Genomic DNA, 25033 nt, shown 5'->3' with positions numbered 1-25033 from the left:
AAAACAACGCCGCACCTCCGTAGGGAGGCACGGCGTTTCGGGCAGCCGAAATTACCGGCTTACTTGGCGCCCGCGAGGGCCGCAGCCTGCTTGGCGATCGCGGACTTGCGGTTGGCGGCCTGGTTCTTGTGGATGACGCCCTTGCTGACGGCCTTGTCGAGCTGACGGGCGGCGGCGCGCTGCAGCGCGGTGGCCTGCTCGACGTCACCCTGCTCGGCGGCCTCACGGAACTTGCGGACAGCCGTCTTCAGCGAGGACTTGACTGCCTTGTTGCGCAGACGAGCCTTCTCGTTCTGCTTGTTGCGCTTGATCTGGGACTTGATGTTCGCCACGAAGAAGCCTCGGTGAAAGTCTGAAGTGATGGACGGGGCGCGCGGGCTCGAGAGAGGGCGCGCCACACGCAGTTGCCCAGGTTACCAATAACTCAGGCGGCTGCTCAAATCAACGCCACCGCGTCATGTACTCGTGCCAATCCTCTTCGGTGGCCGCGAAGTCGACGTAGAGGGCCAGCCCGAACCGCTCGCGGCGGCCGTGGTCCGACAGCGCCAGCCTGGCGCCCTCGGCGGCCATCGCGACGCTCTCCGCCTGATCCAGCCATGGTAGCCCGTGGTCATGGTAGGCCGGGGCGCCGATGAACAGCGCCTTGGAGCCGGGGACCAGGTCCAGCGCGAGACCGGCCTGACGGGCCACGTGACCGCCGTAGAGGGACTGCGCCGGGGTGCCCGAGTCGTACGTCATGATCGCCACCTGGTCGACGCGGTCCACGACCTGGCGGAAATAGCCCTCCGACCAGTACTTGTCGTGGCCCAGCAGGGCCCTGGCGGTCAGGCGCATGCCCAGGTACGGCTCGATCTGCGGGGTGGAGGTGGACAGGAGCCTCGTGTGCTGCCGGGTCCTCTCCAGGAGGTCGAGGAACTCGGTGTCGCCGTCGCCGATGGGCTCGAAGTTGTAGTGGATGCCGTCGTAGCCCTGCTTCATGATGGCGGCGACGCCTGCCAGGACGTTCTCGCGGGAGCGGGGGTCGTCGAGGTCCAGGCCGTTCTTGACGGCCTGGCCGAGCCAGGCGGAGATGCGGACGTCTGGGAGGTGCTTCCGCATCCATTGCACGAAATTTCCGGCGCTGGGGTATTTAGCGGGATCTAGGCGGCCGTCCCACTCGAAGGGGCCGGAGTGGACGTACACGTCCTTGATGCCCGTGGTACGCAGCCGTACCGCCAGCTTCTCGACGTCCTGCTCCGTACGGCGGCCGTCCACCCAGGCGTGGCCCAGCCACATGGCGTCGTTGCCGGTGCTCTTCGCCCAGGCCGCCGGGGCACCGGTAAACTGGATACGGAGCGCCGCGGCGAGGAGGCCGCACAGCGCGACCACGACGGCCAAGGCAAGCGCGAGCACGCGCAGGCCGCGGCGGATGACGGTTCGGGCAATCACCCGGGCATGTCACCATGGAAGACTGCTTGTCCTCAACCCTGTCGAAACGGACTTCGGTGCGCACTCAGCCTGGCCAGACCGACCCCGCGTTGATCCGCAACTTCTGCATCATCGCGCACATCGACCATGGCAAGTCGACCCTTGCCGACCGGATGCTGCAGATCACCGGCGTGGTCGACGACCGCTCCATGCGCGCCCAGTACCTCGACAGGATGGACATCGAGCGGGAGCGCGGCATCACCATCAAGTCCCAGGCGGTGCGCCTGCCGTGGGACGGCCACGTGCTCAACATGATCGACACCCCCGGGCACGTCGACTTCACCTACGAGGTGTCCCGGTCGCTGCAGGCGTGCGAGGGCGCGATCCTGCTGGTCGACGCCGCGCAGGGCATCGAGGCGCAGACGCTGGCCAACCTCTACCTGGCCATGAACGCCGACCTGCACATCATCCCGGTCCTCAACAAGATCGACCTGCCGGCGGCGCAGCCGGAGAAGTTCGCCGAGGAGCTGGCGGGGCTGATCGGCTGCGACCCGTCCGACGTGCTCAAGGTGTCGGGCAAGACCGGCGAGGGCGTGCGCGAGCTGCTCGACCACGTCGTGCAGACGATCCCGGCCCCCGTGGGCGTCGCCGACGCCGCCGCCCGCGCGCTGATCTTCGACTCCGTCTACGACACCTACCGCGGTGTGGTCACCTACGTCCGCGTCGTGGACGGCCACCTCGGCAAGCGTGAGCGCATCCTCATGATGTCCACCAACGCCACCCACGAGACGCTGGAGATCGGCGTCATCTCGCCCGAGCCGAAGACGTCCGAGCTGGGCCTCGGCGTCGGCGAGGTGGGCTACCTCATCACCGGCGTGAAGGACGTGCGCCAGTCGCGGGTGGGTGACACGGTCACCTCGGCGGCCAAGGGCGCCCAGGAGATGCTGGCCGGCTACGAGCACCCGAAGCCCATGGTGTTCTCGGGGCTCTACCCGATCGACGGCGACGAGTATCCGGAGCTGCGCGAGGCGCTCGACAAGCTGCAGCTCAACGACGCCGCGCTGATCTACGAGCCGGAGACCTCGGCGGCGCTCGGGTTCGGGTTCCGCGTCGGATTCCTCGGCCTGCTGCACATGGAGATCGTGCGGGAGCGGCTGGAACGCGAGTTCGGGCTGTCGCTGATCTCCACGGCGCCCAACGTGGTCTACCGCGTGATCATGGAGGACGGCAAGGAGCTGACCGTCACCAACCCGTCGGAGTTCCCCACCGGGGGCAAGATCGCGCAGGTCTTCGAGCCGGTGACGAAGTCCACGATCCTGGCGCCGGCGGAGTTCATCGGCGCGATCATGGAGATCTGCCAGGGGCGGCGCGGCCAGCTCCTCGGCATGGACTACCTGTCGGAGGACCGGGTCGAGATCCGCTACACGCTGCCGCTCGGCGAGATCATCTTCGACTTCTTCGACCAGCTCAAGTCCCGCACCCGCGGCTACGCCTCGCTCGACTACGAGCCGGCGGGCGAGCAGGAGGCCGACCTGGTCAAGGTCGACATCCTGCTGCAGGGCGAGGCGGTCGACGCCTTCAGCGCCATCGTGCACAAGGACAAGGCCTACGGCTACGGCGTCGACATGGCCAAGAAGCTGCGCGAGCTGATCCCCAGGCAGCAGTTCGAGGTGCCGATCCAGGCCGCCATCGGCGCCAGGGTCATCGCCCGCGAGAACATCCGCGCCATCCGCAAGGACGTGCTGGCCAAGTGCTACGGCGGTGACATCTCCCGTAAGCGGAAGCTGCTGGAGAAGCAGAAGGAAGGCAAGAAGCGGATGAAGATGGTCGGCCGGGTCGAGGTGCCGCAGGAGGCCTTCGTCGCCGCGCTGTCCACGGACTCCAGCGCCGACAAGGCCAAGAAGTAGCCGCTTTCCGGGGCGGGGGCGCCTGAATACCCTGAAAGCATGGAAGTGGTGCAGACGGCGCGGCTGGTCCTATCTCGGGTGATGCCGGACGATCTGGACGCCGTTCACGAGATCCATTCCGATCCGCGCACCAGCGTGTACCACCCGGACGGCCCCGTCACCGACCTGGAGGCCAGCCGGGCCATGCTCGACCTGTGGCTGGCCGACTGGGACGAACGCGGGCTCGGCTACTGGGCCGCGCGCCTGCCGGGCGACCCGCGCGTCCTCGGCTTCGGCGGCCTGCGCCACGCGGTCGTGGACGGAGCCGAGGTGCTGAACCTGTACTACCGCTTCCGGCCGTCGGCGTGGGGCCACGGGTACGCGGTTGAGCTCGCCAGGGCGGCGCTGCGGGTGGGCAGGAGGCTGGGCACCGTGGTCGCCGTGATCAGGGACGTCAACCTGCCGTCGCATCGGGTGGCGGAGCGCGCCGGGATGCACAAGGACCGGACGATTCCGTACGGCGGGGTGCCCAGCGACGTCTACGTCGCCTGACGTGCCTTTGTGAGGCTCGCCCGCCACAGGAACCCCGCCAGCACCGCCACGCTCATCACTCCCTGAGCCACCAGGAAGGGGGCCAGGGGCGCCGGCTGGGAGGCCAGCGCGGCCGCGGTGGGGAGGCAGCCGAGCAGGGCCAGGTCCGGGCCGGTGGCCGCCCAGAACAGCGGCCCGGTCGGGATGGCGCCGCCCGGGGTGTCGATGACCGGCATCGAATGGTCGACCGGAGCGCGCCTGGCCATCCGCAGGGCGGCGGCGGCCAGCGCCGGCGCGGCCAGCGGCCCGAACAACCACCACCACGCCCCACCGGCCTGGGCCGTCGCGACGGCCTGGGCCATGGCACTACCGGCCTGTGCCATGGCACCGCCGGCTGCCAGGCCGGTGAGTGCCAGGGCCGTCCAGGCGCCCGCCAGCAGTCCAGGCAGGACCGCACGGGCCGCCAGGGCCTTCCGGTGGCTCACCCCGATGAGCCGGGCCAGGGAGGGGTTGTCGGCGTCCCTGCGCGCTCCTGACGTGCTGATGGACGCCACGGCCAGCGCACCCCCCAGCACGGCCAGCCCCAGAGCCACCGGCGAGCCCCCGGCCTGCGCCAGGACGGCGGGCAGCGCGGCCGTCGCCGTCACGCCTGCCAGCCGCCCGCGACGGCGGCCCAGCCGCCGCCAGTCCTGCCAGGCCGCCGCGAACGACGCGGGCAGCGCCGGCCAGCGCCGGGAGGTGAGCTTCCTGGCCCGCCAGTGGTTGTCCTCGGCGATCCAGGTGAGCGCGCCGGGGTCGAGGGACACGGCCGCGCCGGCCACGTGCCCGGCCCGGGTGGAGGAGGTCACGAGCGTACGGGTGGGGATGCGTTCGAGCGAGACCCACGCCTGCCGTACGAGCAGGGCGGAGACCACGGCGGCGCAGGAGACGGCGGCGGTGAGTGCGGGCAGGGGTGCGCTCGCCGCGATGGCCAGCACCGTACGGAGGCGGCCGGTCACCGCCACCACCGCCAGCACGAGCAGCACGGCCATCGCGCCGGTCAGCCACAGCTTCCACGACGTGGACGCCTGCCCCAGCACGGCCAGCGCCATCCCGCCCACCGCCGCGGCCACCCCCACAACCAGCGCACCCAGCACCCGCCACACGAGCTGGTCCGGCGCGCCCAGCACGGCGAGCAACCCCACCCCGAGCACCACACCCGCCACCGCCGCGATGCCGAGCAGCAGGCGAGCCGCCCGGCCCAGCACGTGCCGCCGGTTGAGCGGGGAGAGCAGCAGCCAGGAGGCGTCGGCTCCGGGCAGCAGAACGGGCCCGGCAGCGCGGGCCGCGGCCAGGAACCCCGCCAGGCCGAGCGCGAGCAGCGCCACCCCCGCTCCCATGCGCGCGGGCTCACCCGGCACGGCCAGGCCGGCGAGCACGTCGGACAGCGGCTTGCCCGTCACGGCGATGAACATGGCCAGGCAGAAGAGGGAGACGTAGCGGTCCATCACGCTAGCGGGGGTACGCCTGCGCGACCGCAGGTACGCCCGCACCGTCCGCACACCGGCTCCCGACTCCCCGCTCATCCGGCCACCTCCAGACGCTCCGGCCGTGCGACCCGCGCCCGGCTCATCCGGTCACCTCCTGGCGACCCGGCTGTACGACCCGCGCCCGGCTCATGCGGCGGCCTCCACGCGTTCCGCGCGCGGCTCATGCGGTCACCCCTGAAGGGGTGACCTGGCGGCCGGTCGTGGCCAGGTCCTGGTCGTGGGTGGCCATGACGACGGTGCCGCCCTCGTCGGCGTACTCGGTGAGGAGGCCCGCGAGTGCGGCGCGGAAGTCCTGGTCCAGGCCGCGTTCCGGCTCGTCGAGCAGGAGCAGCGTGCTCGGTCGCAGCAGCGTGGCGGCCAGGGAGAGGCGCTGGCGCTGACCCGTGGACAGGTTCAGCGGCGGCGCGTCCGCCCGCTCCTCCAGCGCGAACAGCTCCAGCGCCGCGTCCACCGTCATCCTGGCCTCGGTGTGCACGGCTCCCATCAGTTCCAGATGCTCGCGTGCCGTGAGCCCCGGGTACCAGGCCGGCTCGTCGCCCAGCAGCGCCACGCGGCCCCAGAACCCGGCGTCGTCGGCCGGGGGCCGCCCGAACACGCGTACCTCGCCGGAGGTCACTGGCTGCAGACCGGCCAGGCAGCGCAGCAGGGTGGACTTGCCCGAGCCGTTCGGGCCGACCACGGCCACGATCTCACCCGGCGCCACGGTCAGGTCGAGGTCCCGGAGCACGGGGTTGCCGCCGAGCTCCACGGTGAGGGCGTCAACGTCGATGATCGAGTCGTACACCGTTCGAGCGTATCCGCGGCCGGCCGTGAACGCGTACCCCGCCGAGCCTGCATGCCCGACGGCGCAAGGGATTCTGTCGGTGCCACCGTCTACCTTCTATACCCGAACACCTGTGCGACTGGAGGGTGACGTGATTGCTTCTGAGCGATTCGAGCGTGCCGCGGTGCTGGGGGTGGCTGTGGCTGAGGAGACTCGGCGGTTGCTGAGGCGCCACTTGGAGGAAGGGGAGGAGGGGGCCGACGGCACCGTCCTGGTGGATGTGCCCTACCCCGACGCGGCCGTCGTGACGGCGCTGCTCGACGTGGCGGCCGAGTGTTTCGGCGAGCGCGGGAGCTCGGTGGAGGAGGCCCGGCAGGCGGCGCTGGAGACGTTGTTACAGCTCGCGGGCTTCGATGAGGAGTCGCAGCTCAACCGGGGTGCGCCAGGCCGTGACGATAGGCGTAGGTGACGGCCTGGGCGCGGTCACGCAGGTGCGCCTTGGCGAAGAGGTTGTTGATGTGGGTCTTGACGGTCGCCTCGGTGATGTAGAGGCGGGTGGCGATCTCCGCGTTCGACAGGCCCTCGGCGATCAGGCGCAGCACCTCGGTCTCACGCGGGGTCAGACCGTCGGGTGACCGGCTGTCGCCGCCGGCCGGCCGGTGAAGCCCGGCGGGCGGCTGGTCGCGCCTGGCGGGCTCGCGGTGCTGGGTGTGGGGCGGGGCCGGCTGAGCGGGCGCCGGCGGGGGTGGAGGGGGCATGGTGTCGAGGAGGAGGCGTTGCACCGTGGGGTCGAGCTGGGCGTCACCGCGCATCACCGTGGCCACGGCCGAGGCGAGGTCGTCGGCGTCGGCGTCCTTGGTGAGGAAGCCGCGCGCGCCCGCGCGCAGTGCGGCGAGGACCGACTCGTCGTCCGAGTACGTGGTGAGCACGACGACCTGGGTGCCCGGGTACGCGGCGCGGATGCGGGCGGTGGCCTCCACGCCGTCCATGCGGGGCATGCGCAGGTCCATGAGCACCACGTCCGGCCGCTCGGCCTCGACCACGCGCAGCGCCGCCTCCCCGTCGCCCGCCGAGCCGACCACCTCGATCCCCGGCAGCAGGCCGAGCAGCAGCACCAGCCCCTCACGCACCACGGCCTGGTCATCCACCACGACCACCCTGGTCATCCGGGCAACCTCCTGGGCTTCGAGCGGGCCTCGCCGCTGTTCATGCGGGAAGGCGTCACCGACGGCTCGCGGCCGGCGTGGTGCGGTGGTGTGCGGCCTGTTCCCGGGTATGCGGCCGGCGGGTGCGGGGTCATGCCGGGACCCTCAGATGGACGAGGAAGCCGCCGTCGTCCCGCTCTCCGGCGGTCAGCGTGCCACCGAGGAGTTCGGCGCGTTCCCGCATCCCCATGAGGCCGTATCCGCCACCAGCCGCGCCCTTGAGGCCGTGAGTGTCTGCCCGCGTGTCCGTGAGGTCGCGAGCGGCCGACGACGTGTCCGTGAGGTCGGGAGCGTGCCCGGACATGCCATCGAGGTCGTGAAGGTCTCCAGAGGTGTCATCCACGCGGATGGTGGGGTTCGTGATGCGTAGGTCGCAGTGGCCGGGGGTGAAGGTCAGGGCGACATGGGCGGGGCTGCCGGGGGCGTGGCGGCGGATGTTCGTGAGGGCCTCCTGGGCGGTGCGCAGGAGGGCGAGCTCCGTTTCCGGGGTTAGGCGCTGCTCGGGGCCCGAAATGCGGAGCGTGCAGGGCTGGTGGGTGGTGGTCTCGAAGTCGGCGGCGAGCGTGCGGAGGGCCACGGGGAGGGCGGGCGGGTCCTCGCGGAGGGCCGAGACCGCGCGTCTGGCCTCCTCCAGGCCCGACTTGGCCAGGTTGCGGGCGTGGGTGACGCGGTCGAGGGCCTCGGCCGTACGTTCGGCGCGCAGCAGCAGCTTGGCGCCCTCCAGGTGGACGAGCTGGGCGGAGAGCGAGTGGGCGAGGATGTCGTGGATCTCCCTGGCGATCCTGGCCCGCTCCGCCAGCACGGCCTCCCTCGCCTCGGCGGCCCTGGCGGCCTTGCGTTGCTTCGCCGCGTACGTGATCAGGAAGATCAGGCAGACGCTGAGGACGAGAGGGAGGACGTCGGCGGGGCCGCCGGCGAGCTCGCCCGCCACGACGAGCCCCGCGACGGCCAGGAGCCCGACGGCGCTCGCCTGCCGCAACGGCAGGCGGCTCACCGCCAGGCTGACGCAGACGAGCAGGATGCCGATCGTCACCCCGCTGCGCGTGATCGAGTTGAGAGCGATGGACAGGACCACCGCCGGCCCGAGGGAGATCAGCATGACGGGCTGCGGCACCCTGCCCAGCGCCCCGATCCCCTTCCACCAGGCGGTCCCCCGGCGCGGGGTGGCCCCGCCGGGGGAGTGCGGGTGCGCGGTTCCGCTGCCGGAGCCCGGCGGCCTCTTACGGAGCGGCGGGAGCAGGGGGACGAGCAGGGCGAGGGACAGCGCGACGGTGAGGATGGTGACAGCCAGGGCGGCGCCGGTGAGGCCGGGTGCGGGGGTGGCCCGCACCTGGGTCACGACCAGCAGCACGACCACTCCCAGCCGCAGGGCATGGGGAACGAATCTGGGCAGGCCACGCATCACTCCACGAAAGTATCCGGTTGCCTGCCGGCGCCGGTAAGCGCACGGCCCCTGCGGGCGACGAGGTACGACTGGATGCCGATCGTGAGGCCGAGGAACAGCAGGACGCTGCCGGCGGAGACGGTCAGGCCGGCGGCGGCGCCGGCGAAGTAGAGGCCGGCGCGGGCCGCCACCGAGGCCAGCCATGCCAGCAGGGTCCAGCCCGTGGCCTTCGACCAGGCGACGCCGGCGGAGTCGACCCAGATGCGTACGGTTCGGGCGCGCCAGGCGCCGAGCGCCAGGGCGGCCACGGCCTCCACGGCGAAGAGGACCACGCTGAGGGCGAGGTGATCGGGGTCGAAGAGGCCGCCCGTGACGAGGCCGAGCAGCACCATGGCGGCGGCCGTGTAGAGGGTCCAGGTCCCTTCGGCGGGGCGGGTGCGGAGTTGCCGATAGATGACGAACGCGACGGCAAGGAGGACGAGAAGGGAGGTTTGCAGAGTTTCCACGGGGCTCGACCGTAGGGAGACGGTCGCCGTACTGGATCGGCCTGCGGGTTGAGGTGGTGAAATGTCCACCAGTGTGTGGATTCTCCACCCTGGGGTGGAGATGGGGGAGCCTCTCGATATCGGTTCGCTTCTGTAAAGAATGTTCGGTTATCGTCCCATTTATGCGCATTCTCTCCGTGAACGTGGGTACCGCGTGCGACGCCGAGTGGGCGGGGAGCCTGAAACGTACGGCGATCGACAAGCGTGCGGTGGGGCATCGGGTCGCCGTGCGGGCCAACGGGCTGGACGGAGACGAGCGGGCCGACCGGAAGCACCACGGGTCGCCGGATTCCGCCGTCTACTCCTATGCCAGGGAGGACTACGACTGGTGGGAGCGGGAGCTGGGGAGGGAACTGCGTGACGGCCGGTTCGGGGAGAACCTGACCACTTCGGGGATCGACGTCAACGGCGCGCTGGTCGGCGAGCGGTGGCGGGTGGGCAGCGCCCTGCTGGAGGTGACCAAGCCGAGGACGCCGTGTGTGGTGTTCCGCAACTGGATGGACGAGCCCGGCTGGGTCAAGCGGTTCACGCACGCGGAGCGGCCGGGGGCGTACCTGAGGGTGGTCGAGCTCGGCGAGCTGGGGGCGGGGGACGAGGTGGAGGTCGTCTCGCGGCCCGAGGTGGGCGTGAGCGTCGCCGACTGGTTCAGGGCCCGCAACGGGGACCGGGACGCGCTGCGCCGCATCCTGGACGTGCCCGGACATGACGCCAAATGGGATGCGATGGCCGAGCGGGTCTTCGGCTGAGGCGGGGCGTTCGACCGAGTGGCCGGGCGGGTGGGATGCGCCGCGCCCGGCCACAGGTGGTCAGCGCAGGATCGAGTACAGCGCCGAGGTGAGTGAGGCCTTGGCGTCGTCCTGGTCGATCGACCACATCATGGAGCCGCCGAGCCCCTTGAGCCGGATGTAGGCCGCCTTCTGCACCAGCACCGCCGGATCGTCGTACGACCAGAACTCGTTCCCGTCGTACAACCACATGGCGCCGGTCCGCAGGTCGCGGTACCGCTTCCCGGGCTTGGACACCAGGTCCTTGTAGTCCTCGGCCCCCGGCGCCCACTTACCGGGCGCGGGGCCCGTGGCCGGCTTGTAGAGGCCGTCCCCGCCGCCGGTCACGCCCGTCCAGCCCTGGCCGTACGCGGGCACGCCGACCACGAGCTTGCGGGCGGGCGCGCCGCGCGAGAGGTAGTCGCGCACGGTCTGGTCCACGCTGTAGCGGACCGGGTTCGGGTCGCGGCGGTCGGTGAAGAGGTTGCCGTTGTGCCCGGTCTGCGGCTCCCACGTGCCGTGCAGGTCGTAGCCCTGCACGGTGGCGAAGTCGAGCTGCCTGAAGACGTCCCGTACCTCGAACCCGGCGTCGATCTTGGCGGCGGCGGCCGGGAGAAACGCGGTGAGCTGCGCCGAGGAGGAGAAGGCCCGCAGTTGCGCGCGCAGCTCGCGCACGAACAGCGTGAAGTTCCGCTTGTCCTCGGGCCGGATGACGTTGCCCTCGGCCCCGGACGAGCCCGGCCACTCCCAGTCCAGGTCGATCCCGTCGAACACGCCCGCGCCCGCACCCGGCTCCAGGCCCGGCAGGTTGCCGCGCAGCCACAGGTCGATGCAGGAGCTAGCTAGCGCGGCCCGGGACTCGGGGGTGAGGACGGCGTCGGAGAAGTACTTGGAGCCGGTCCAGCCGCCCAGCGAGATCATCACCTTGAGGCCGGGGTGCTTGGCCTTGAGCTTGCGGAGCTGGTTGAGGTTGCCGTTGAGCGCCTGCCCCGGCGCGTCGGCGACCCCGTCCACGCTCTGCTCCGCCGGCACCGGGCGCTGCCAGTCGGCCCACGGGTCGGAGGAGTAGCAGCCGCCCTCCGCGTTGACGAACCCGAACGCGTAGTTGAGGTGCGTGAGCTTGGCCGCGGCACCGGTGACGTCCACGTCCTTGACGTGGTAGTCGCGGCCGTAGACGCCCCACTGGATGAAGTACGCGACCCGCTTGAAGCCGGTGCGGGCCTCGGCGGGCACGGCGAACGCGGTGAGGCCGAGTAAGAGCGACAGTGCGATCAGGATCTTCTTCTTCACGAGCGGCTCCCGGAACGCGCACATTTATAGGAAACTTTCCTATAAATTAGTCGCGATCGTAGAGCGGCTGCCCGCCCCCGTCAACGATCCGGGCGATCTCCTCGGGGCTCGACAGCAACCTCCACGCGTACGGCGGATCGGAGAACAGCGACAACACCAGATCGGCGACGTCCTGCCTGCCGGCGGCGGCCACGAGCAGCTTCACGACGTGCTCGGGCGGCGGCTGCAGGAACGCGTTCGTCCAGTCGGTGACCGGCCTGCCGGGCCTCCCACATCCGATCCGCCGTGGCCCTGGCGAAGGCGGCGTCGTACGGGCCGCCCGCCGCGATGGCCTCGGCAGCGATCCACGCGCATCTGGAGCCCAGGTTCGCGCCCTGGCCGGTGATCGGGTCGTTGACGATCCAGGCGTCGCCGACGGCCAGCGCGATCCGCCCGCTCGGCAGCTCCGCCACCGGCCGCCGTACGGTCGGGGTGACCGCGCCCTGCAGCAGGTCGTCCGGCCCGAGCAGTTCGAACGCCGCCGGATCCGCCACCTCGGCCAGGCGCGGCGCGTGCTCGCGCAGCAGCCCGAGCAGCGTGGCGCCGACCTCGTGCCACGGCACGCGGGTGACCGGCTCCAGCGGCCCGCCCGGGATCGCCTCGACGAGCAGGGCCGGCACGATGGCCTCGCGCGTCATCATCGGCGCGCAGAAGATCTCTCCCGCGCCGCCGGAGATGTTGTACGAGAAGAGCGTCCCGAGGTCGAGCCCCCGATACAGCCCGGCGGCCAGGAGGCGCTGCGGCCGGTCGTACGGGGAACGCCCGGCATCGCGCGGGAACGGCTCGGTCACCGACCGCCTGCCCGCCGCCACCACCATCAGCTCGTGCTGCGCGGACCAGCGATCGACCTGCACCGCGTTTGTGGCCGGTAGGCCTTCAGTGGAACCCGCTGGACTTGTGGGTGGATTGGAGCACCCTTGGGAGCCGGGCAAACTGGAAGCGTGCCATCCACCCTGCCTGACGGCGATCCCGCGCCCATCTCGGGCGAGCTGCCCGACAGCGCCCTGAGCGGCCTCGGCGAGCGCCCGTTCGGCTTCTACGTGCACGTGCCGTTCTGCGTGACCCGCTGCGGCTACTGCGACTTCAACACCTACACCGCCTCCGAGCTGGGGCCGGGCGCCTCGCACCGCGACTACGCCGACACGGTGGTGGAGGAGATCCGGCTGGCGCGCCGCGTCCTGGGCGAGGCGGACCTGCCGGTGGAGACGGTGTTCTTCGGGGGCGGCACACCCACGCTGCTGCCGCCGGAGGACCTGGCGAGGATCCTGGCCGCGATCGGCTCGGAGTTCGGCCTGCGGCCGGGGGCCGAGGTCACCACGGAGGCCAACCCCGAGTCCGTCGACCCCTCCTACCTGGAGAAACTCCGTCACGGCGGCTTCAACAGGATCAGCTTCGGCATGCAGAGCGTGCGCGAGCACGTGCTGCGGGTGCTCGACCGCCGGCACACGCCGGGCCGGGCCGCGGCGGCCGTACGCGAGGCCAGGCAGGCCGGGTTCGAGCACGTCAACCTCGACCTGATCTACAGCACGCCGGGCGAGACCGACGACGACTGGCGGGCCTCCCTGACCGCGGCGATCGAGGCGGGGCCCGACCACGTGTCGGCGTACTCGCTGATCGTCGAGGACGGCACCAGGCTGGCGGCCCGCATCCGCCGCGGCGAGCTGCCCATGCCCGACGACGACGTGGCCGCCGACCGCTACCTGATCGCCGACGAGCTGCTGGCCGAGGCCGGGTTCCGCTGGTACGAGGTGTCCAACTGGGCTGTCTCCGACGAGGCCCGCTGCCTGCACAACCTGCTCTACTGGACCGGCGGCGACTGGTGGGCGGCCGGCCCCGGCGCCCACAGCCACGTCGGCGGCACCCGCTGGTGGAACGTCAAGCACCCCGCCGCCTACGCCCAGCGGCTGGCCGCCGGCGCCTCGCCCGCCCATGCCCGCGAGGTGCTCGGCCAGGACGACCGCGACGCCGAGCGGCTGATGCTGGAGCTCCGGCTCGACTCCGGCTACCCGCTGGCCGATGTGGCCCCGGCCGCGCGCACCACCGTGGCCGGCGCGCTGGCTCGCGGGCTGCTGGAGCCGGAGGCGTTCAAGCGCGGGCGGCTGGTGCTGACCCTGCGGGGGCGGCTGCTGGCGGACGCGCTCATCCGCGACCTGCTGGTCTAGGTGATCATCCGGATGGAGAACGGGTAGCGGTAGCGGGCGCCCTTGTTGGTGGCCATCGCCGCCTGGATGTGGAAGATCAGCGACAGGATCCAGATGATCGGCAGCAGCACGATGCCGACGATCACGATGGTCAGGATGCCCGAGATGAGGTAGCCGATGAACATCGTGATCTGGAAGTTGAGCGCCTCGGCCGCCTGGTCCCTGACGTAGGGGGACTCGTCCTTCTTCATCAGGTAGATGATCAGCGGGCCGATCCACGAGACCAGCAGGCCCAGGAGGTGGGACAGCATGGCCATCTGGGTGTCGTCGGTGCCGGGGCGGGGGCCGAACCTGCCTGGGACGTACGGCTCACCCCGGCCGGGGGCGTAACCGTAGCCGGGCGGCTGGTTCGGCGGCGGCGGGTAACCCCCGGGCGGGGCGTATCCCCCAGGCTGGGCGTAACCGCCGCCAGGAGGGGCGTAACCGCCGCCGGGCGGGGGGTACCCGCCGGACGGGGAGTAGCCGCCGGGCTGGCCGAAGTTCGGCGCGGAGCCGGGCTGCTGCCCGTACGGGGTCTGCTGGCCGTAGCTCGGCGCCGAGCCGGGCTGCTGTCCGTAACCGGGCAGTGAGCCGGGCTGCTGTCCGTAACCGGGCAGTGAGCCGGGCTGCTGTCCGTAACCGGGCTGTGGGCCGGGCTGCTGTCCGTAACCCGGTTGTTGCCCGTAACCCTGGGGACCGGAGCCCTGGGCCGGTGGCAGGTCCTCGGGTGTGACCCTGCGCGTGGCGTCGTCGTCGGGCGGTGGCTGGGACGGGTCCTGGCTCATGGTGCCTCCGTAACGAAGTCGATCAGTTCCTCGACCCGGCCGAGCAGCTCCGGCTCCAGGTCCGTGTACGTCGAGACGGCGCCGAGAATCCGCCGCCACGCCTCCGCCGGCTCCATCCGCCAGCCCAGCGCGGCGATGACGCCTTCCTTCCACGGCACCCCGCGCGGCACCTCGGGCCAGGCGGGGATGCGCAGCACGGACGGCTTGACCGCCTGCCAGATGTCGATGTACGGGTGCCCCACCACGAGCACGTCCGGCGAGGTGATCCCGGCGGCGATCCTGCTCTCCTTGGACCCGGGCACCAGATGGTCGACCAGCACGCCCAGCCGGCGCCCGGGCTCGGGGCCGAACTCGGCCACGATGGCCGGCAGGTCGTCCACGCCCTCCAGGTACTCGACCACGACCCCCTCGACCCGCAGGTCATGGCCCCAGATCTTCTCCACGAGGGCGGCGTCGTGCACGCCCTCCACGTAGATCCGGCTCTGCCTGGCGACCCTGGCGCGCAATCCCTCCACGGCGATCGAGCCGGACGCGCTGCGCCTGGGCCCGGAGGCGGGGGCCGCCGCCGGCCGTACCAGCGTCACGGGCTTGCCGTCCAGCAGGAAGGCGGCGGGCGCGAGCGGGAACAGGCGGCGCTTGCCGAACCGGTCTTCCAGCGTGACGGCCTCCTTGTCGCAGGCCACCACGGCGCCGCAGAAGCCGCTGTCGGCGTCCTCGACGACGAGGTCCGGCTCGGCGGGCACTTTCGGGATCTTCCCCTTGCCCGGCCGCCGCCAATTTCCCGCCAGTACATCGCCCTCGTACACACGGGGACCGTAGCAAATCACCCGCCGACCGCAAGGCGCTTGCGCGCACCGCTGCGCCGGACCAGGACGGTGATGGTGCCGCCGATCGCGAGGAGCAGCCCGGCTCCCGGGACCAGGAACAGGGCGGCGAGCCCGCCGGTGATGCCGCCCACGGCGGAGAAGGCGTCGCGGCCCACGCCGTACCTGACGGTGGCCTGTTCCTGGTTGGTGCAGGTGAGCTGGTAGTCGCCCTTGGCGGGCGCGTTGATCACGAGGAACTGCTCCCACACGGCGCCTCCCACCGTGACCTTCTGGGATCCCGTGGTCTTGGCGAGCCTCGCCTGCCCGGGGCCGCCGGTAATGGCGCAGTCGTAGCTGACCTGGGTGTCGCTGGCGATGTACACGCCGGGCTTCTCGGCCGGGTCGATCGGCACCGTGACACTTTCGCCGGACGCGAACGTCCTGGTCGGGGCCAGGTCGGACACGCTGCTCACCACGCCGCCGGTGAACATGAGCGCCCCGGCCACCCCGCACGCCAGAAACACGCCCCAGACCGCCGCGAGCCACCACAAACTGGGCTTTATGGCTTTGGGGTTGATTCGTGGAGGAAATTGGGCTTGTTGGCCGTATTGTCCGTACTGAGGTGGCGGGCCGAACTGGGTGGCTCCGCCGTACTGCGGCGGGACCGGCCCGGGCTGCGGCCCGGACGGCGGCTGCCAGTGCGGAGGAGGCGCCTGGCCCGGGCCGGGCTGCGAGCCGGGTTGGGGACCGTAACCCGGCTGGGACCCCGGCTGCGGGCCGTACTGGGGAGGCTGCGGCTGACCGTGGTAGGGACCCTGCCCAGGCGGGGGGCCGTACGACGGGGGCCGGGATTCGTCGGTCATATGGGCAAGTGTGAGGCCTGTCGCTTCCAAGAAGCTAGAAGCAGGATGTGGGACGCGGTGTTATCGCACCTTGTGGGCGAGAGCCGTACACTTGGCACTCGGGAACACAGAGTGCTAGACCTCGCGTTCCTGATATGGACAGAGGCAGGAGGTGAGCACGTGCTCGACGATAGGAAACTGGCGGTGCTCCGCGCCATTGTCGAAGACTACGTGTCCACCAACGAACCGGTGGGCTCCAAGGCACTCGCCGAGCGCCACAATCTGAAGGTCTCCCCGGCGACGGTCAGGAACGACATGGCCGCGCTGGAGGAGGAAGGCTACATCACCCAGCCGCACACCAGCGCGGGCCGCGTGCCGACGGACAAGGGATACCGCTTGTTCGTCGACCGGCTCTCGCAGGTCAAGCCGCTGTCGGGAGCCGAGCGCAGGGCGATCGAGACCTTCCTGGCCGGCGCGGTCGACCTCGACGACGTGGTGACCCGCACCGTCCGGCTGCTCGCGCAGCTGACCAGGCAGGTGGCGGTCGTGCAGTACCCGACGCTGACCCGTTCCACCGTGAGGCACGTCGAGCTGGTCCCGCTCAGCGACCGGCGGGTCATGCTCGTGCTGATCACCAACACCGGCCGCGTCGAGCAGCGCGTGGTCGAGCTGCCGGAGGCGATCGACGACGCCCGGATCGCGCACCTGCGCGCCGTGCTCAACGCCTGCCTCGACGGCTGCGGCCTGAGCAACGTGCCCGAGCTGGTCGCCGATCTGCCCGAGCGGCTGGCTCACGAAGACCGGCCCGCCGCCGCGACGATCCTGTCCGTGCTGCTGGAGACGCTGGTCGAGCGGCACGACGAGAAGATCGTGTTCGCCGGCGCGGCCAACCTCGCCGGCGCCGACTTCGCCACCGGCCTGCGCGACGTGCTGGAGGCGCTGGAGGAGCAGGTCGTGCTCATGCGGCTGCTCGGCGAGACGACCAACGACACCCCGTCCGCGCTCACCGTGCGCATCGGCTCGGAAAACCCGTACCTGCGGGGGACATCCATCGTCGCGACCGGATACGGTTCTGGCGACAACCAACTGGCCCGGCTCGGTGTGCTGGGGCCGACCAGGATGGACTATCCCGTGACGATGGGCGCCGTACGCGCGGTGGCACGCTACGTCAGCCAGATCCTGGCTGCATCATAAGAGGTCGATAAGTGGCAAACAGCGACTACTACGCCACCCTCGGGGTGCGCCGTGACGCAAGTCAGGATGAGATCAAGAAGGCTTACCGCCGACTCGCCCGCGAGCTGCACCCCGACGTGAACCCCGATCCTGAGACCCAGGAGCGGTTCAAGGAGATCACGCAGGCCTACGAGGTGCTGTCCGACCCGAACAAGCGCCAGATGTACGACCTGGGTGGCGACCCCTTCGGCGGCGCGGGAGCGGCGGCCGGCGCCGGCGGCTTCGGCGCGGGCTTCCCGTTCAGCGACATCATGGACGCCTTCTTCGGCACCGCGACCGGCGCCAGAGGGCCGCGCTCGCGGGCCCGCAGGGGCCGCAACGCGACCATCCGGGTGGAGCTCGACCTGCGCGAGACCGCGTTCGGCACCACCCGCGAGCTGGTCGTCGACACGGCCGTGCTGTGCGAGGTCTGCCACGGCGCGGGCGCCGCGCCCGGCACCCACCCCGACACCTGTGACATGTGCAACGGGCGCGGCGAGATCTCCCAGGTCACCCGCTCGTTCCTGGGCCAGGTCATGACCTCGCGCCCGTGCCCGCAGTGCGGGGGCTTCGGCACGATCATCCGCCACCCCTGCCAGGAGTGCTCCGGCGACGGCCGCGTCCGCACCCGCCGTACGATCAAGGTCCGCATCCCGGCGGGCGTCGAGGACGGCACGCACATCCAGCTCGCCGGCGAGGGCGAGGTCGGCCCGGGTGGTGGCCCGCCCGGAGACCTGTTCCTCGAGATCGTCGAGCGCAACCACGAGATCTTCGAACGGCGCGGCGACGACCTCCACTGCACCGTCCAGATCCCGATGACGGCCGCCGCTCTCGGCACCATCCTCACGGTCGAGACCCTCGACGGCGCCGAAGAGGTGGACGTCCGCCCCGGCACGCAGTCCGGCCAGGTCATCACCATGTACGGCCGCGGCGTCCAGCGCCTCAACGAGTCCGGCAGGGGCGACCTGCTGATCCACGTCAACGTCGAGACCCCGACCCGCCTCGACACCGCGCAGGAGGACCTGCTGCGCGAGCTGGCCAAGCAGCGGGGCGAGGAGCGGCCGCCGGGCAAGTTCGCGCCGGGGCAGCAGGGCTTCTTCTCGCGGTTGCGCGACGCCTTCAACGGCCGGTGACGGTCCCGGTCTTCCTCGCTCAGGGTCTCGACGGCCCTGAGCTGACCCTCGACGGCCCCGAGGGGCGGCACGCGGCCTCCGTGCGCCGCCTGCGGCCCGGAGAGCGGGTCGACCTGACCGACGGCGCCGGCGCGGTGGCCGAGTGCGTCGTGCGCGAGACGCTGAAGGACGCGCTCCGCCTCGACGTGCTGCGCCGCTACGACGTCGAGGCGTCCAGGCCCAGGCTCGTCGTCGTCCAGGGGCTGCCCAAGGGCGACAGGGGCGAGCTGGCGGTCGAGATGATGACCGAGGCCGGCGTGGACGTCATCGTCCCGTGGGCCGCCGCGCGCAGCATCACGCAGTGGAAGGGCGACAAGGTCGCCAAGGCGCTGGGCCGCTGGCGTTCCACCGCCCGCGAGGCGGGCAAGCAGGCCCGCCGCTTCCACCTGCTCGAGGTGGCCGACCTGGCCTCCACCAGGCAGGTCGAACGGCTCCTGTCGGAGGCCGCGCTGGGGCTGGTGCTGCACGAGGAGGCGGCGGAGCCGCTGTCCGGCGTGCCGCTGCCCGCGGGCGGCGACATCGTGGTGGTCGTGGGGCCGGAGGGCGGCGTCTCGGAGGAGGAGCTGGCCGGGTTCAGGGCCGCGAAGGCGACGTCGGTGCTGCTCGGGCCGACGGTGCTGCGTACGTCCACGGCCGGGGTGGCCGCGGCGGCCGTGCTGCTCAGCCGTACGGGACGCTGGTAGGAGCCCGGCTCAGGGAGTGGTCTGGGAGTTGTCCAGCAGGGGGCTGGCCAGCTCGGTGGGCGTCTCCGTCACCTCGTCGGGAGGCGGGCACTCCTCGGGCGGGCACGCCGAGGGCTGCCCCGTGGCCGGCTCCTCCGCGGTCGGCGTGGGCGTGGGCGAGGCTTCGGGGCAGTCGGCGGGCGGCTCGGTCTGCTCGGCGAGCGGCGAGGGGCAGTCGGTCGGCGTCGGGCTGGGGGAGGGCGACGGCCTGCTGGTCGAGCCGGCCTTCCGCGTGGGCTTGGGGGAGGGTGGTGCCGACGATTCGGGGACCACGACGACCGGCTGCGACTGCTGGGGAGCCGGTTCCTTCTCCGGCGGCTGGTGGGAGCGCGTGGTGGAGGAGTTGGACGGGGCCTCGGAAGACGTCGAGACGTCTATGGGGGTGACGGTCTGCTCGATGATCTGGGAGCGCAGGTTGGGGATCGCCATCACGATCGCACCGGCCACCAGGACCGCGCCGACCCCGGCCGCACCGGCGCGCCACCAGAACAGGTTGCGTACGCCGCGCCGCGAGATGCGGGCACGGATGATCTCCAGTCCTTCCGGCGAGGGCACGACCGCGTCCGCCTCCGCGCGGAGCGCACGGCGCAGGAGGTCGCCGTACTCGTCGGGGGGCTGGGTCATGACATCTTCTCCAGGACCGATCGCAGGGCGGCCATGCCACGTGCGGTGTGGCTCTTGACCGCGCCCTTGCTGATCCCCATGGCGTGGGCTATCTCAGCTTCGGACAAATCACCGTAATAGCGTAGGACCAGGGCTTCTCTCTGTCGGGTCGGCAGGGCGCGTAACGCCTCGATGACGGCGGAGCGTTCCAGCTCGCCGATCGCGCCGTTCTCGGCGCTCGGGGCGTCAGGCAAGCCCTTGGGGGCGTACTTCTCGACGACCGCGCGGTGACGCAGCACGGACCGGGACCTGTTGACGACAGATTGACGTAGGTAGGCAAGTGCTTTGTCGGGGTCACGCAGCCTACGCCAGGCACCATGGATGGCGACGAACGCATCCTGCACGACTTCCTCAGCTGTTGCAATGTCGCGCACCAGCAACACAGCGAGACGCACCAACGACCGAAAGTGCGCGCTGTACAGCGCGGTCACGGCCATGTCGGCATCCCACCCGACCGGCACCCCGCCCATCGACCTGTCGGCCAGAAGGGTTTCGGTGGTCACATCAGTGGGACGCGCGGCCTTCCCAGAGGGTTTACGCTCTTCCGGTTCTTGAGGTTTCCCCGGTTCGTTAGGGTGCATTACCCAGTCGTGTCCTCGCCAGGTGGCGCTCGCCCGACCCTGAATCGTCTTTTTAGCTGAAGTGTCGCACACTCACCCTAACCGTGTGGATCATCCTGCGCACGACACAGGTGATTACCGATTCGCAACGGACTTGCTAACGGCAGGGGCTCGATAGGGTGATCGGGTGAGCGAATGTCTCTTCTGCCAAATCGTCGCCAAGGAGATTCCCGCCGAGATCGTTTATGAAACCGGCAGGACCCTGGCGTTCCGCGACATCAACCCGCAGGCGCCCACCCACGTGCTCGTCATCCCGAAGGGGCACCACGCCGACGCCGCGGCCCTCGCCCGGGCCGACGACGGCCTCGCCGACGAGGTGCTCAAGGCCGCCCACGAGGTGGCGGTCATGGACGGCGTGGCCGAAGGCGGCTACCGGATCGTGTTCAACACCGGCGCCGGCGCCGGGCAGACCGTCTTCCACGTGCACGCCCACATCCTCGGCGGGCGCGACCTGACCTGGCCGCCCGGCTAGAACAGGGGGACGAGGGACGCGGGTGATATTGGCGAGAGCAATCGGCCTGCTCCCGGATACGATGGGCGGAGAAGAACTCCGAAAGAGACCGGGAGGCATCAGGCCGCTGGCCTGCCCATGTCCGAACTACACGAAACCCGACGCACGGCACCTCCCTCGCGGACTCAAGCGAAGGTGCTGATACCGGACGAATACCCGATGGTCAGCCTCCTGGGCTCCCGCGACGAGCTGCTGCGTGTCATCGAGGGCGCCTTCAGGGCCGACATCCACGTGCGCGGTAACGAGATCACCGTCACCGGCAGCCCCGACGAGAGCGGCACCGTCGTGCGGCTCTTCGAAGAGCTCGTCGAGGTCCTGCGCAGCGGCGGCGAGCTCACCCCCGACGCGGTCGAGCGCAGCATCGCCATGCTCCGCATGACCTCCGACCGCCCCGCCGAGGTGCTGTCGCTCGACATCCTCTCCTCACGGGGCCGGACCATCCGGCCCAAGACCGTCAACCAGAAGCGTTACGTCGACGCGATCGACAAGCACACGATCGTGTTCGGCATCGGCCCCGCGGGCACCGGCAAGACGTACCTCGCGATGGCCAAGGCCGTGCGCGCGCTGCAGGAGAAGCGGGTCAACCGCATCATCCTGACCCGCCCGGCGGTCGAGGCGGGCGAGCGGCTCGGCTTCCTGCCCGGCACGCTGTACGAGAAGATCGACCCCTACCTGCGGCCGCTCTACGACGCGCTGCACGACATGGTCGACCCCGACTCGATCCCCAAGCTCATGGCGGCGGGCACGATCGAGGTCGCGCCCCTCGCGTACATGCGCGGCCGTACGCTGAACGACGCCTTCATCATCCTCGACGAGGCCCAGAACTCCTCGGCCGAGCAGATGAAGATGTTCCTGACCAGGCTCGGCTTCAACTCCAAGATCGTGGTGACCGGTGACGTCACGCAGGTGGACCTGCCGTCCGGCACGGTGAGCGGGCTGAGGGTGGTGCAGGAGATCCTCGACGGCATCCCCGACATCCACTTCTCCCGGCTGACCAGCTCCGACGTCGTACGTCACAAGCTCGTCAGCGAGATCGTCGACGCCTACGGCCGCTACGACGCCACGCAGCAGGCCGGTCAGGAGCCGAAGGCCATTCAGCATCGGGGGAAGCGCCGGCCATGAGCATCGAGATCAACAACGAGTCCGGCGTGGGGGTCGACGAGGAGAGCATCGTCGCCCTGGCCGCTCACGTGCTCGGCGAGATGGGCATCAACCCGCTCGCCGAGCTGTCCATCGTGGTCGTCGACGAGGACGCCATGGCGGAGCTGCACGAGAAGTGGATGGGCGAGCCGGGCCCGACCGACGTGCTGGCGTTCCCGATGGACGAGCTGCGTCCCGGCGGCGGCGCGCGCGGCGAGTCCGACGGGCCCGCCGATCCGGCGCTGCTCGGCGACGTCGTGCTCTGCCCGCAGGTCGCGGCCAGGCAGGCGGAGGAGGCGGGCCACAGCACGGCCGACGAGCTCGAGCTGCTGTGCACGCACGGCATCCTGCACCTGCTCGGTTACGACCATGCCGAGCCGGAGGAGCACAAGGAGATGTTCGGCTTGCAGTCCCGGCTCCTCGAGTCGTGGCAGGAGGTGCGCAACCCGCGGTGAACGCCTGGTTGCCGTTGGCCATCGTCCTAGTCGTCATCGGTGGCCTGATCGCCAGCGCGGAAACGGCGCTGACGCGGATCTCCAGGGTGCGCGCCGAGGAGTACGCGCGTGACGGCCGCCGCGGTTCGGCGCGGCTGCAGGCGATCGTGAACGATCCGCCGCGCTACCTGAACCTGCTGCTGCTGCTGCGGCTGAGCTGCGAGCTGGTCGCGACGGTGATCGCGACGCTGCTGTTCATCGATCTCCTGCACGACCAGGGCTGGGCCTACGTGTGGGCGGCGGTCGTGATGATCGTGATCAGTTACGTGGTGGTCGGGGTCATGCCGCGCACGCTGGGCCGCCAGCACGCCGAGCCGGTGGCGCTGGCCAGCGCCCCCATCGTGTACGGCCTGACGCGCATCTTCGGCCCCCTGCCCAAGCTGCTCATCCTCCTCGGCAACGCGCTCACGCCCGGCAAGGGTTTCCGCGACGGCCCGTTCACCTCGGAGGCCGAGCTGCGTGACCTGGTCGACCTGGCCGAGGAGCGCCGGGTGATCGAGCCGGACGAGCGCGAGATGATCCACTCGGTGTTCGAGCTGGGCGACACGCTGGTGCGCGAGGTCATGGTGCCGCGTACCGACATGGTCTACATCGAGCGCGGCAAGACGATCAGCCAGGCGCTGTCGCTGGCGCTGCGCAGCGGCTTCTCCCGCATCCCGGTCGTGGGCGAGAACGAGGACGACGTCATCGGCATCGCCTACCTCAAGGACATCGCCCGCAAGATCCACGAGTCGGGCGAGGGCGGGGGCAAGGGAACGGTCGAGTCGATCATGCGGCCGGCCGCGTACGTGCCGGAGAGCAAGCCGATCGACCAGCTCATGCGGGAGATGCAGGCCCGCCAGATCCACATGGCCATCGTCATCGACGAGTACGGCGGCACCGCCGGTCTGGTCACGATCGAGGACGTGCTGGAGGAGATCGTCGGCGAGATCACCGACGAGTACGACCAGGAGGCGCCCCGCGTGGAGCCGGTGCCCGACGGCGGGCTGCGGGTCACGGCCCGCATGCCGGTGGACGAGCTCGGCGAGCTGTTCGACACCGAGATCGAGGTGGACGACGTCGAGACCGTGGGCGGGCTGCTGGCGCACGCGCTGGGGCGGGTGCCGATCGCCGGGTCGCAGGCGGAGGTGGCAGGGCTGTCACTGACGGCGGAGACGCTGGCGGGGCGGCGCAACCGGATCAGCACGGTGGTGGTGCGGCGGGTCACGCCTCCCGAGGACGAGGTGGTCCCGGCCGCCGCGGAGCGTGACTGATTCCCCCTGGGGGACGAATGCGGTCGCAAGCCGCAAGCGTTCTACAAGTCTTCTGCAAGCCCCGTCCGGCACTCTCTAATCACGACATCCAGTGCGGTGGGTGTCACAAGGGGAGGCATCCGAAGGCCGGGTGGGGTTCGCGGCCGGAGGATGGCGTTCCTGGGGGGACGACAGCGTCTCGGCCTGCTGAGCCGGTCGCGACGCTGATCGGCGTAAAGGGTGTTCTCGTCCGGAAAACCGGATGGGGGCACCCTTTTTGCGTGTTGGTGGACACTCCGGTGGATTGCCGCATTCGTCGGTTGGGGAGGCTGCGATCCAAGGGGGGATCATGAAACGACAACCATGGATCATCGCTTCCGTGCTGGTGACGGGCCTCCTGGCGGGATGCGGCGGAGAGGGAGCCGAGAGCTTCATCGACGCGCAGGCCATGGCGCAGTTGCGCGAAGTGCTCAGCAAGGAGCCGCCCTTGCCCGACGGCTTCACGGTCAGGCCGGAGCAGGCGTGGCGGATGCCGTTCGGGCAGGCGGACAGGAACTGCAGGGCCGTGCTGGAGCCGGCCGGCGGGCGGGCGCCCGGGCAGGCGCTGACCGCGCAGGCCGCCGTCAGCTACCACGGCGACGGGCTCGGCGAGCAGGCCGGGGTGGGTCTGGCCAGGTACGCCAACGAGGAGGCCGAGGGGCACCTCGACGCCCTGGCTGAGGCGATGGGGGCCTGTCATGCCGTACGCACCTCCAGCGGCACCGATCTGCGGCTGCAGGAGCTGCCCGTGCGGGGCGCGGGGGACGAGGCCGTGGGCGCGACGCTGCGCGGGCGGCTCAACGGCTACCCGTACGCGATGGACGTCGTGCTGTCCCGCGTCGGGGACACGCTGGTGTCCGTGGTGCACACGGGCATGAACGACGTGGATCCCGCCCGGACCAGGAAGGTGGTCGAGGCGGCGATCTCCATGGTCAGCGCCTAACCTGGTTGGGTGAATCCTGAAGACAGCAAGATCATCACCCTGGCCCGCGCCGCCAGGGCGCGCAACGGCTCCGCCGAGGGGGCGGCCGTGCGTGACGAGACCGGCCGTACCTACTCCGCGACGAACGTGAGCCTGTCCGCGCTGACGCTGTCGGCCGTGCAGGTGGCCGCGGCGATGGCGATCTCCAGTGGCGCGCAGTCCCTGGAGGCCGTGGCGCTGGTGAGCGAGGGCGACCCGAGCCCCGCCGACGAGGCCGTGGCGGCCGAGCTGGGCGCCGGCAAGCTGCTCGTGGCCGGCCCCGACGGCACCCTGCGAGGCTGACCATGCCG

28 protein-coding genes are annotated in these 25033 nt (G+C 70.9%); 14 read left to right on the top strand and 14 right to left on the bottom strand.

Translation table 11 applies throughout. From position 1 onward, the window contains the following. Positions 1–59 precede the first annotated feature (59 nt). Both rpsT and HD593_RS45330 read right to left on the bottom strand, forming a co-directional pair. Positions 60–332, bottom strand: a complete 273-nt coding sequence (gene rpsT, locus HD593_RS45335; RefSeq protein ID WP_185109097.1) for a 30S ribosomal protein S20 — start codon at positions 330–332, stop codon at positions 60–62. 109 nt (positions 333–441) lie between these two features. Continuing rightward, positions 442–1428, bottom strand: coding sequence for a glycoside hydrolase family 18 protein (locus HD593_RS45330; RefSeq protein ID WP_185109096.1), 987 nt, complete (start codon positions 1426–1428; stop codon positions 442–444). Positions 1429–1442: 14 nt separating this feature from the next. On the opposite strand from HD593_RS45330, the gene lepA reads away from it, so the two are divergent. Both lepA and HD593_RS45320 read left to right on the top strand, forming a co-directional pair. After that, positions 1443–3314, top strand: coding sequence for a translation elongation factor 4 (gene lepA / locus HD593_RS45325; protein WP_185109095.1), 1872 nt, complete (start codon positions 1443–1445; stop codon positions 3312–3314). A gap of 39 nt (positions 3315–3353) precedes the next feature. Then, positions 3354–3845: a GNAT family N-acetyltransferase gene (locus tag HD593_RS45320; RefSeq protein ID WP_246547064.1), complete on the top strand. Its 492-nt coding sequence runs from the start codon at positions 3354–3356 to the stop codon at positions 3843–3845. Here the strand turns inward: HD593_RS45320 and HD593_RS45315 are convergent. Both HD593_RS45315 and ccmA read right to left on the bottom strand, forming a co-directional pair. Further along, entirely contained in the window at positions 3833–5389 is a 1557-nt protein-coding gene (locus HD593_RS45315; protein ID WP_185109094.1) for a DUF6297 family protein, read from the bottom strand. The genes HD593_RS45320 and HD593_RS45315 overlap by 13 nt on opposite strands. A 124-nt stretch (positions 5390–5513) precedes the next feature. After that, a complete protein-coding gene (gene ccmA, locus HD593_RS45310; protein ID WP_185109093.1) occupies positions 5514–6137 on the bottom strand; it encodes a heme ABC exporter ATP-binding protein CcmA in 624 nt (207 codons plus the stop codon). On the opposite strand from ccmA, the gene HD593_RS45305 reads away from it, so the two are divergent. Further along, positions 6121–6585, top strand: coding sequence for a hypothetical protein (locus HD593_RS45305; protein ID WP_185109092.1), 465 nt, complete (start codon positions 6121–6123; stop codon positions 6583–6585). The two genes, ccmA and HD593_RS45305, sit on opposite strands and share 17 nt — an antisense overlap. Here the strand turns inward: HD593_RS45305 and HD593_RS45300 are convergent. The 3 genes from HD593_RS45300 to HD593_RS45290 form a co-directional block, all read right to left on the bottom strand. After that, on the bottom strand, positions 6545–7282 hold the full coding sequence (locus HD593_RS45300) for a response regulator (RefSeq protein ID WP_185109091.1): 738 nt from the start codon (positions 7280–7282) through the stop codon (positions 6545–6547). The genes HD593_RS45305 and HD593_RS45300 overlap by 41 nt on opposite strands. A gap of 130 nt (positions 7283–7412) precedes the next feature. Continuing rightward, positions 7413–8672 carry a sensor histidine kinase gene (locus HD593_RS45295; RefSeq protein ID WP_185109090.1) on the bottom strand — a complete coding sequence of 420 codons (1260 nt, stop codon included), beginning with the start codon at positions 8670–8672 and terminating at the stop codon, positions 7413–7415. A 50-nt stretch (positions 8673–8722) separates the two neighbouring features. Next, positions 8723–9211, bottom strand: a complete 489-nt coding sequence (locus HD593_RS45290; protein WP_185109089.1) for a hypothetical protein — start codon at positions 9209–9211, stop codon at positions 8723–8725. A gap of 161 nt (positions 9212–9372) precedes the next feature. Here HD593_RS45290 and HD593_RS45285 point away from each other — a divergent pair, with 161 nt between their 5' ends. Further along, on the top strand, positions 9373–9996 hold the full coding sequence (locus HD593_RS45285) for an MOSC domain-containing protein (protein ID WP_185109088.1): 624 nt from the start codon (positions 9373–9375) through the stop codon (positions 9994–9996). Between the two features lie 60 nt (positions 9997–10056). Here the strand turns inward: HD593_RS45285 and HD593_RS45280 are convergent, their stop codons facing one another. After that, the gene (locus HD593_RS45280; RefSeq protein WP_312904187.1) at positions 10057–11304 is read right to left on the bottom strand and encodes a glycoside hydrolase family 18 protein; all 1248 of its coding nucleotides are present in this window, start codon (positions 11302–11304) and stop codon (positions 10057–10059) included. Between the two features lie 80 nt (positions 11305–11384). Then, positions 11385–12197, bottom strand: coding sequence for a styrene monooxygenase/indole monooxygenase family protein (locus HD593_RS45275; protein WP_185109086.1), 813 nt, complete (start codon positions 12195–12197; stop codon positions 11385–11387). Between the two features lie 87 nt (positions 12198–12284). Here HD593_RS45275 and hemW point away from each other — a divergent pair, with 87 nt between their 5' ends. Continuing rightward, positions 12285–13505, top strand: coding sequence for a radical SAM family heme chaperone HemW (hemW, locus tag HD593_RS45270; RefSeq protein ID WP_185109085.1), 1221 nt, complete (start codon positions 12285–12287; stop codon positions 13503–13505). Here the strand turns inward: hemW and HD593_RS45265 are convergent. From HD593_RS45265 to HD593_RS45255, 3 genes are read right to left on the bottom strand one after another with little or no spacing between them, the layout of a single operon-like run. Next, on the bottom strand, positions 13502–14308 hold the full coding sequence (locus tag HD593_RS45265; protein ID WP_185109084.1) for a DUF4870 domain-containing protein: 807 nt from the start codon (positions 14306–14308) through the stop codon (positions 13502–13504). The two genes, hemW and HD593_RS45265, sit on opposite strands and share 4 nt — an antisense overlap. Continuing rightward, positions 14305–15114 (bottom strand): DUF3097 domain-containing protein, encoded by an 810-nt coding sequence (locus HD593_RS45260; RefSeq protein WP_185109083.1) that lies wholly within the window; start codon positions 15112–15114, stop codon positions 14305–14307. Before HD593_RS45260 ends, HD593_RS45265 begins: the two co-directional genes overlap by 4 nt. Positions 15115–15131: 17 nt before the next feature. Continuing rightward, on the bottom strand, positions 15132–15665 hold the full coding sequence (locus tag HD593_RS45255) for a hypothetical protein (protein ID WP_185109082.1): 534 nt from the start codon (positions 15663–15665) through the stop codon (positions 15132–15134). 471 nt (positions 15666–16136) lie between these two features. Between HD593_RS45255 and hrcA the strand changes: the two genes are divergently transcribed. The 3 genes from hrcA to HD593_RS45240 are packed head-to-tail and all read left to right on the top strand — an operon-like array spanning position 16137 to position 19023. Beyond that, positions 16137–17150 (top strand): heat-inducible transcriptional repressor HrcA, encoded by a 1014-nt coding sequence (gene hrcA, locus HD593_RS45250; RefSeq protein ID WP_185109081.1) that lies wholly within the window; start codon positions 16137–16139, stop codon positions 17148–17150. Between the two features lie 11 nt (positions 17151–17161). Next, entirely contained in the window at positions 17162–18301 is a 1140-nt protein-coding gene (gene dnaJ / locus HD593_RS45245) for a molecular chaperone DnaJ (RefSeq protein WP_185109080.1), read from the top strand. Continuing rightward, positions 18298–19023 (top strand): 16S rRNA (uracil(1498)-N(3))-methyltransferase, encoded by a 726-nt coding sequence (locus HD593_RS45240; protein WP_185109079.1) that lies wholly within the window; start codon positions 18298–18300, stop codon positions 19021–19023. The genes dnaJ and HD593_RS45240 overlap by 4 nt, the downstream gene beginning before the upstream one ends. Positions 19024–19032: 9 nt before the next feature. On the opposite strand, the gene HD593_RS45235 is transcribed toward HD593_RS45240, so the two are convergent. Beyond that, entirely contained in the window at positions 19033–19686 is a 654-nt protein-coding gene (locus tag HD593_RS45235) for a hypothetical protein (RefSeq protein ID WP_185109078.1), read from the bottom strand. Continuing rightward, positions 19683–20195 carry a SigE family RNA polymerase sigma factor gene (locus tag HD593_RS45230; protein WP_185112522.1) on the bottom strand — a complete coding sequence of 171 codons (513 nt, stop codon included), beginning with the start codon at positions 20193–20195 and terminating at the stop codon, positions 19683–19685. Before HD593_RS45230 ends, HD593_RS45235 begins: the two co-directional genes overlap by 4 nt. Positions 20196–20472: 277 nt before the next feature. On the opposite strand from HD593_RS45230, the gene HD593_RS45225 reads away from it, so the two are divergent. From HD593_RS45225 to HD593_RS45200, 6 genes are all read left to right on the top strand, one after another. Continuing rightward, positions 20473–20817 carry a histidine triad nucleotide-binding protein gene (locus HD593_RS45225; protein ID WP_185109077.1) on the top strand — a complete coding sequence of 115 codons (345 nt, stop codon included), beginning with the start codon at positions 20473–20475 and terminating at the stop codon, positions 20815–20817. Between the two features lie 117 nt (positions 20818–20934). After that, positions 20935–21978 (top strand): PhoH family protein, encoded by a 1044-nt coding sequence (locus HD593_RS45220; protein ID WP_185109076.1) that lies wholly within the window; start codon positions 20935–20937, stop codon positions 21976–21978. Beyond that, positions 21975–22451 carry an rRNA maturation RNase YbeY gene (ybeY, locus tag HD593_RS45215; protein WP_185109075.1) on the top strand — a complete coding sequence of 159 codons (477 nt, stop codon included), beginning with the start codon at positions 21975–21977 and terminating at the stop codon, positions 22449–22451. The genes HD593_RS45220 and ybeY overlap by 4 nt, the downstream gene beginning before the upstream one ends. Then, the gene (locus HD593_RS45210) at positions 22448–23743 is read left to right on the top strand and encodes a hemolysin family protein (RefSeq protein ID WP_185109074.1); all 1296 of its coding nucleotides are present in this window, start codon (positions 22448–22450) and stop codon (positions 23741–23743) included. Before ybeY ends, HD593_RS45210 begins: the two co-directional genes overlap by 4 nt. Positions 23744–24071: 328 nt before the next feature. After that, positions 24072–24704, top strand: a complete 633-nt coding sequence (locus tag HD593_RS45205; RefSeq protein WP_185109073.1) for a hypothetical protein — start codon at positions 24072–24074, stop codon at positions 24702–24704. A gap of 9 nt (positions 24705–24713) precedes the next feature. Further along, on the top strand, positions 24714–25025 hold the full coding sequence (locus HD593_RS45200) for a cytidine/deoxycytidylate deaminase family protein (protein WP_185109072.1): 312 nt from the start codon (positions 24714–24716) through the stop codon (positions 25023–25025). The last annotated feature ends 8 nt before the right edge of the window (positions 25026–25033 follow it).

The organism is Nonomuraea rubra (genome assembly GCF_014207985.1).
GTDB lineage: Bacteria > Actinomycetota > Actinomycetes > Streptosporangiales > Streptosporangiaceae > Nonomuraea > Nonomuraea rubra.
Note: the sequence above shows the minus strand (reverse complement) of the source record. Positions and strands in the feature narration are given on the sequence as shown.

Coding starts and splice junctions, on each gene's coding strand:
- lepA (WP_185109095.1), top strand. CDS start 1,443: ATGGAAGACTGCTTGTCCTCAACCCTGTCGAAACGGACTTCGGTGCGC.
- HD593_RS45320 (WP_246547064.1), top strand. CDS start 3,354: ATGGAAGTGGTGCAGACGGCGCGGCTGGTCCTATCTCGGGTGATGCCG.
- HD593_RS45315 (WP_185109094.1), bottom strand. CDS start 5,389: ATGAGCGGGGAGTCGGGAGCCGGTGTGCGGACGGTGCGGGCGTACCTG.
- HD593_RS45305 (WP_185109092.1), top strand. CDS start 6,121: ATGATCGAGTCGTACACCGTTCGAGCGTATCCGCGGCCGGCCGTGAAC.
- HD593_RS45300 (WP_185109091.1), bottom strand. CDS start 7,282: ATGACCAGGGTGGTCGTGGTGGATGACCAGGCCGTGGTGCGTGAGGGG.
- HD593_RS45285 (WP_185109088.1), top strand. CDS start 9,373: ATGCGCATTCTCTCCGTGAACGTGGGTACCGCGTGCGACGCCGAGTGG.
- HD593_RS45265 (WP_185109084.1), bottom strand. CDS start 14,308: ATGAGCCAGGACCCGTCCCAGCCACCGCCCGACGACGACGCCACGCGC.
- HD593_RS45235 (WP_185109078.1), bottom strand. CDS start 19,686: ATGACCCAGCCCCCCGACGAGTACGGCGACCTCCTGCGCCGTGCGCTC.
- HD593_RS45230 (WP_185112522.1), bottom strand. CDS start 20,195: ATGGGCGGGGTGCCGGTCGGGTGGGATGCCGACATGGCCGTGACCGCG.
- HD593_RS45220 (WP_185109076.1), top strand. CDS start 20,935: ATGTCCGAACTACACGAAACCCGACGCACGGCACCTCCCTCGCGGACT.
- ybeY (WP_185109075.1), top strand. CDS start 21,975: ATGAGCATCGAGATCAACAACGAGTCCGGCGTGGGGGTCGACGAGGAG.
- HD593_RS45205 (WP_185109073.1), top strand. CDS start 24,072: ATGAAACGACAACCATGGATCATCGCTTCCGTGCTGGTGACGGGCCTC.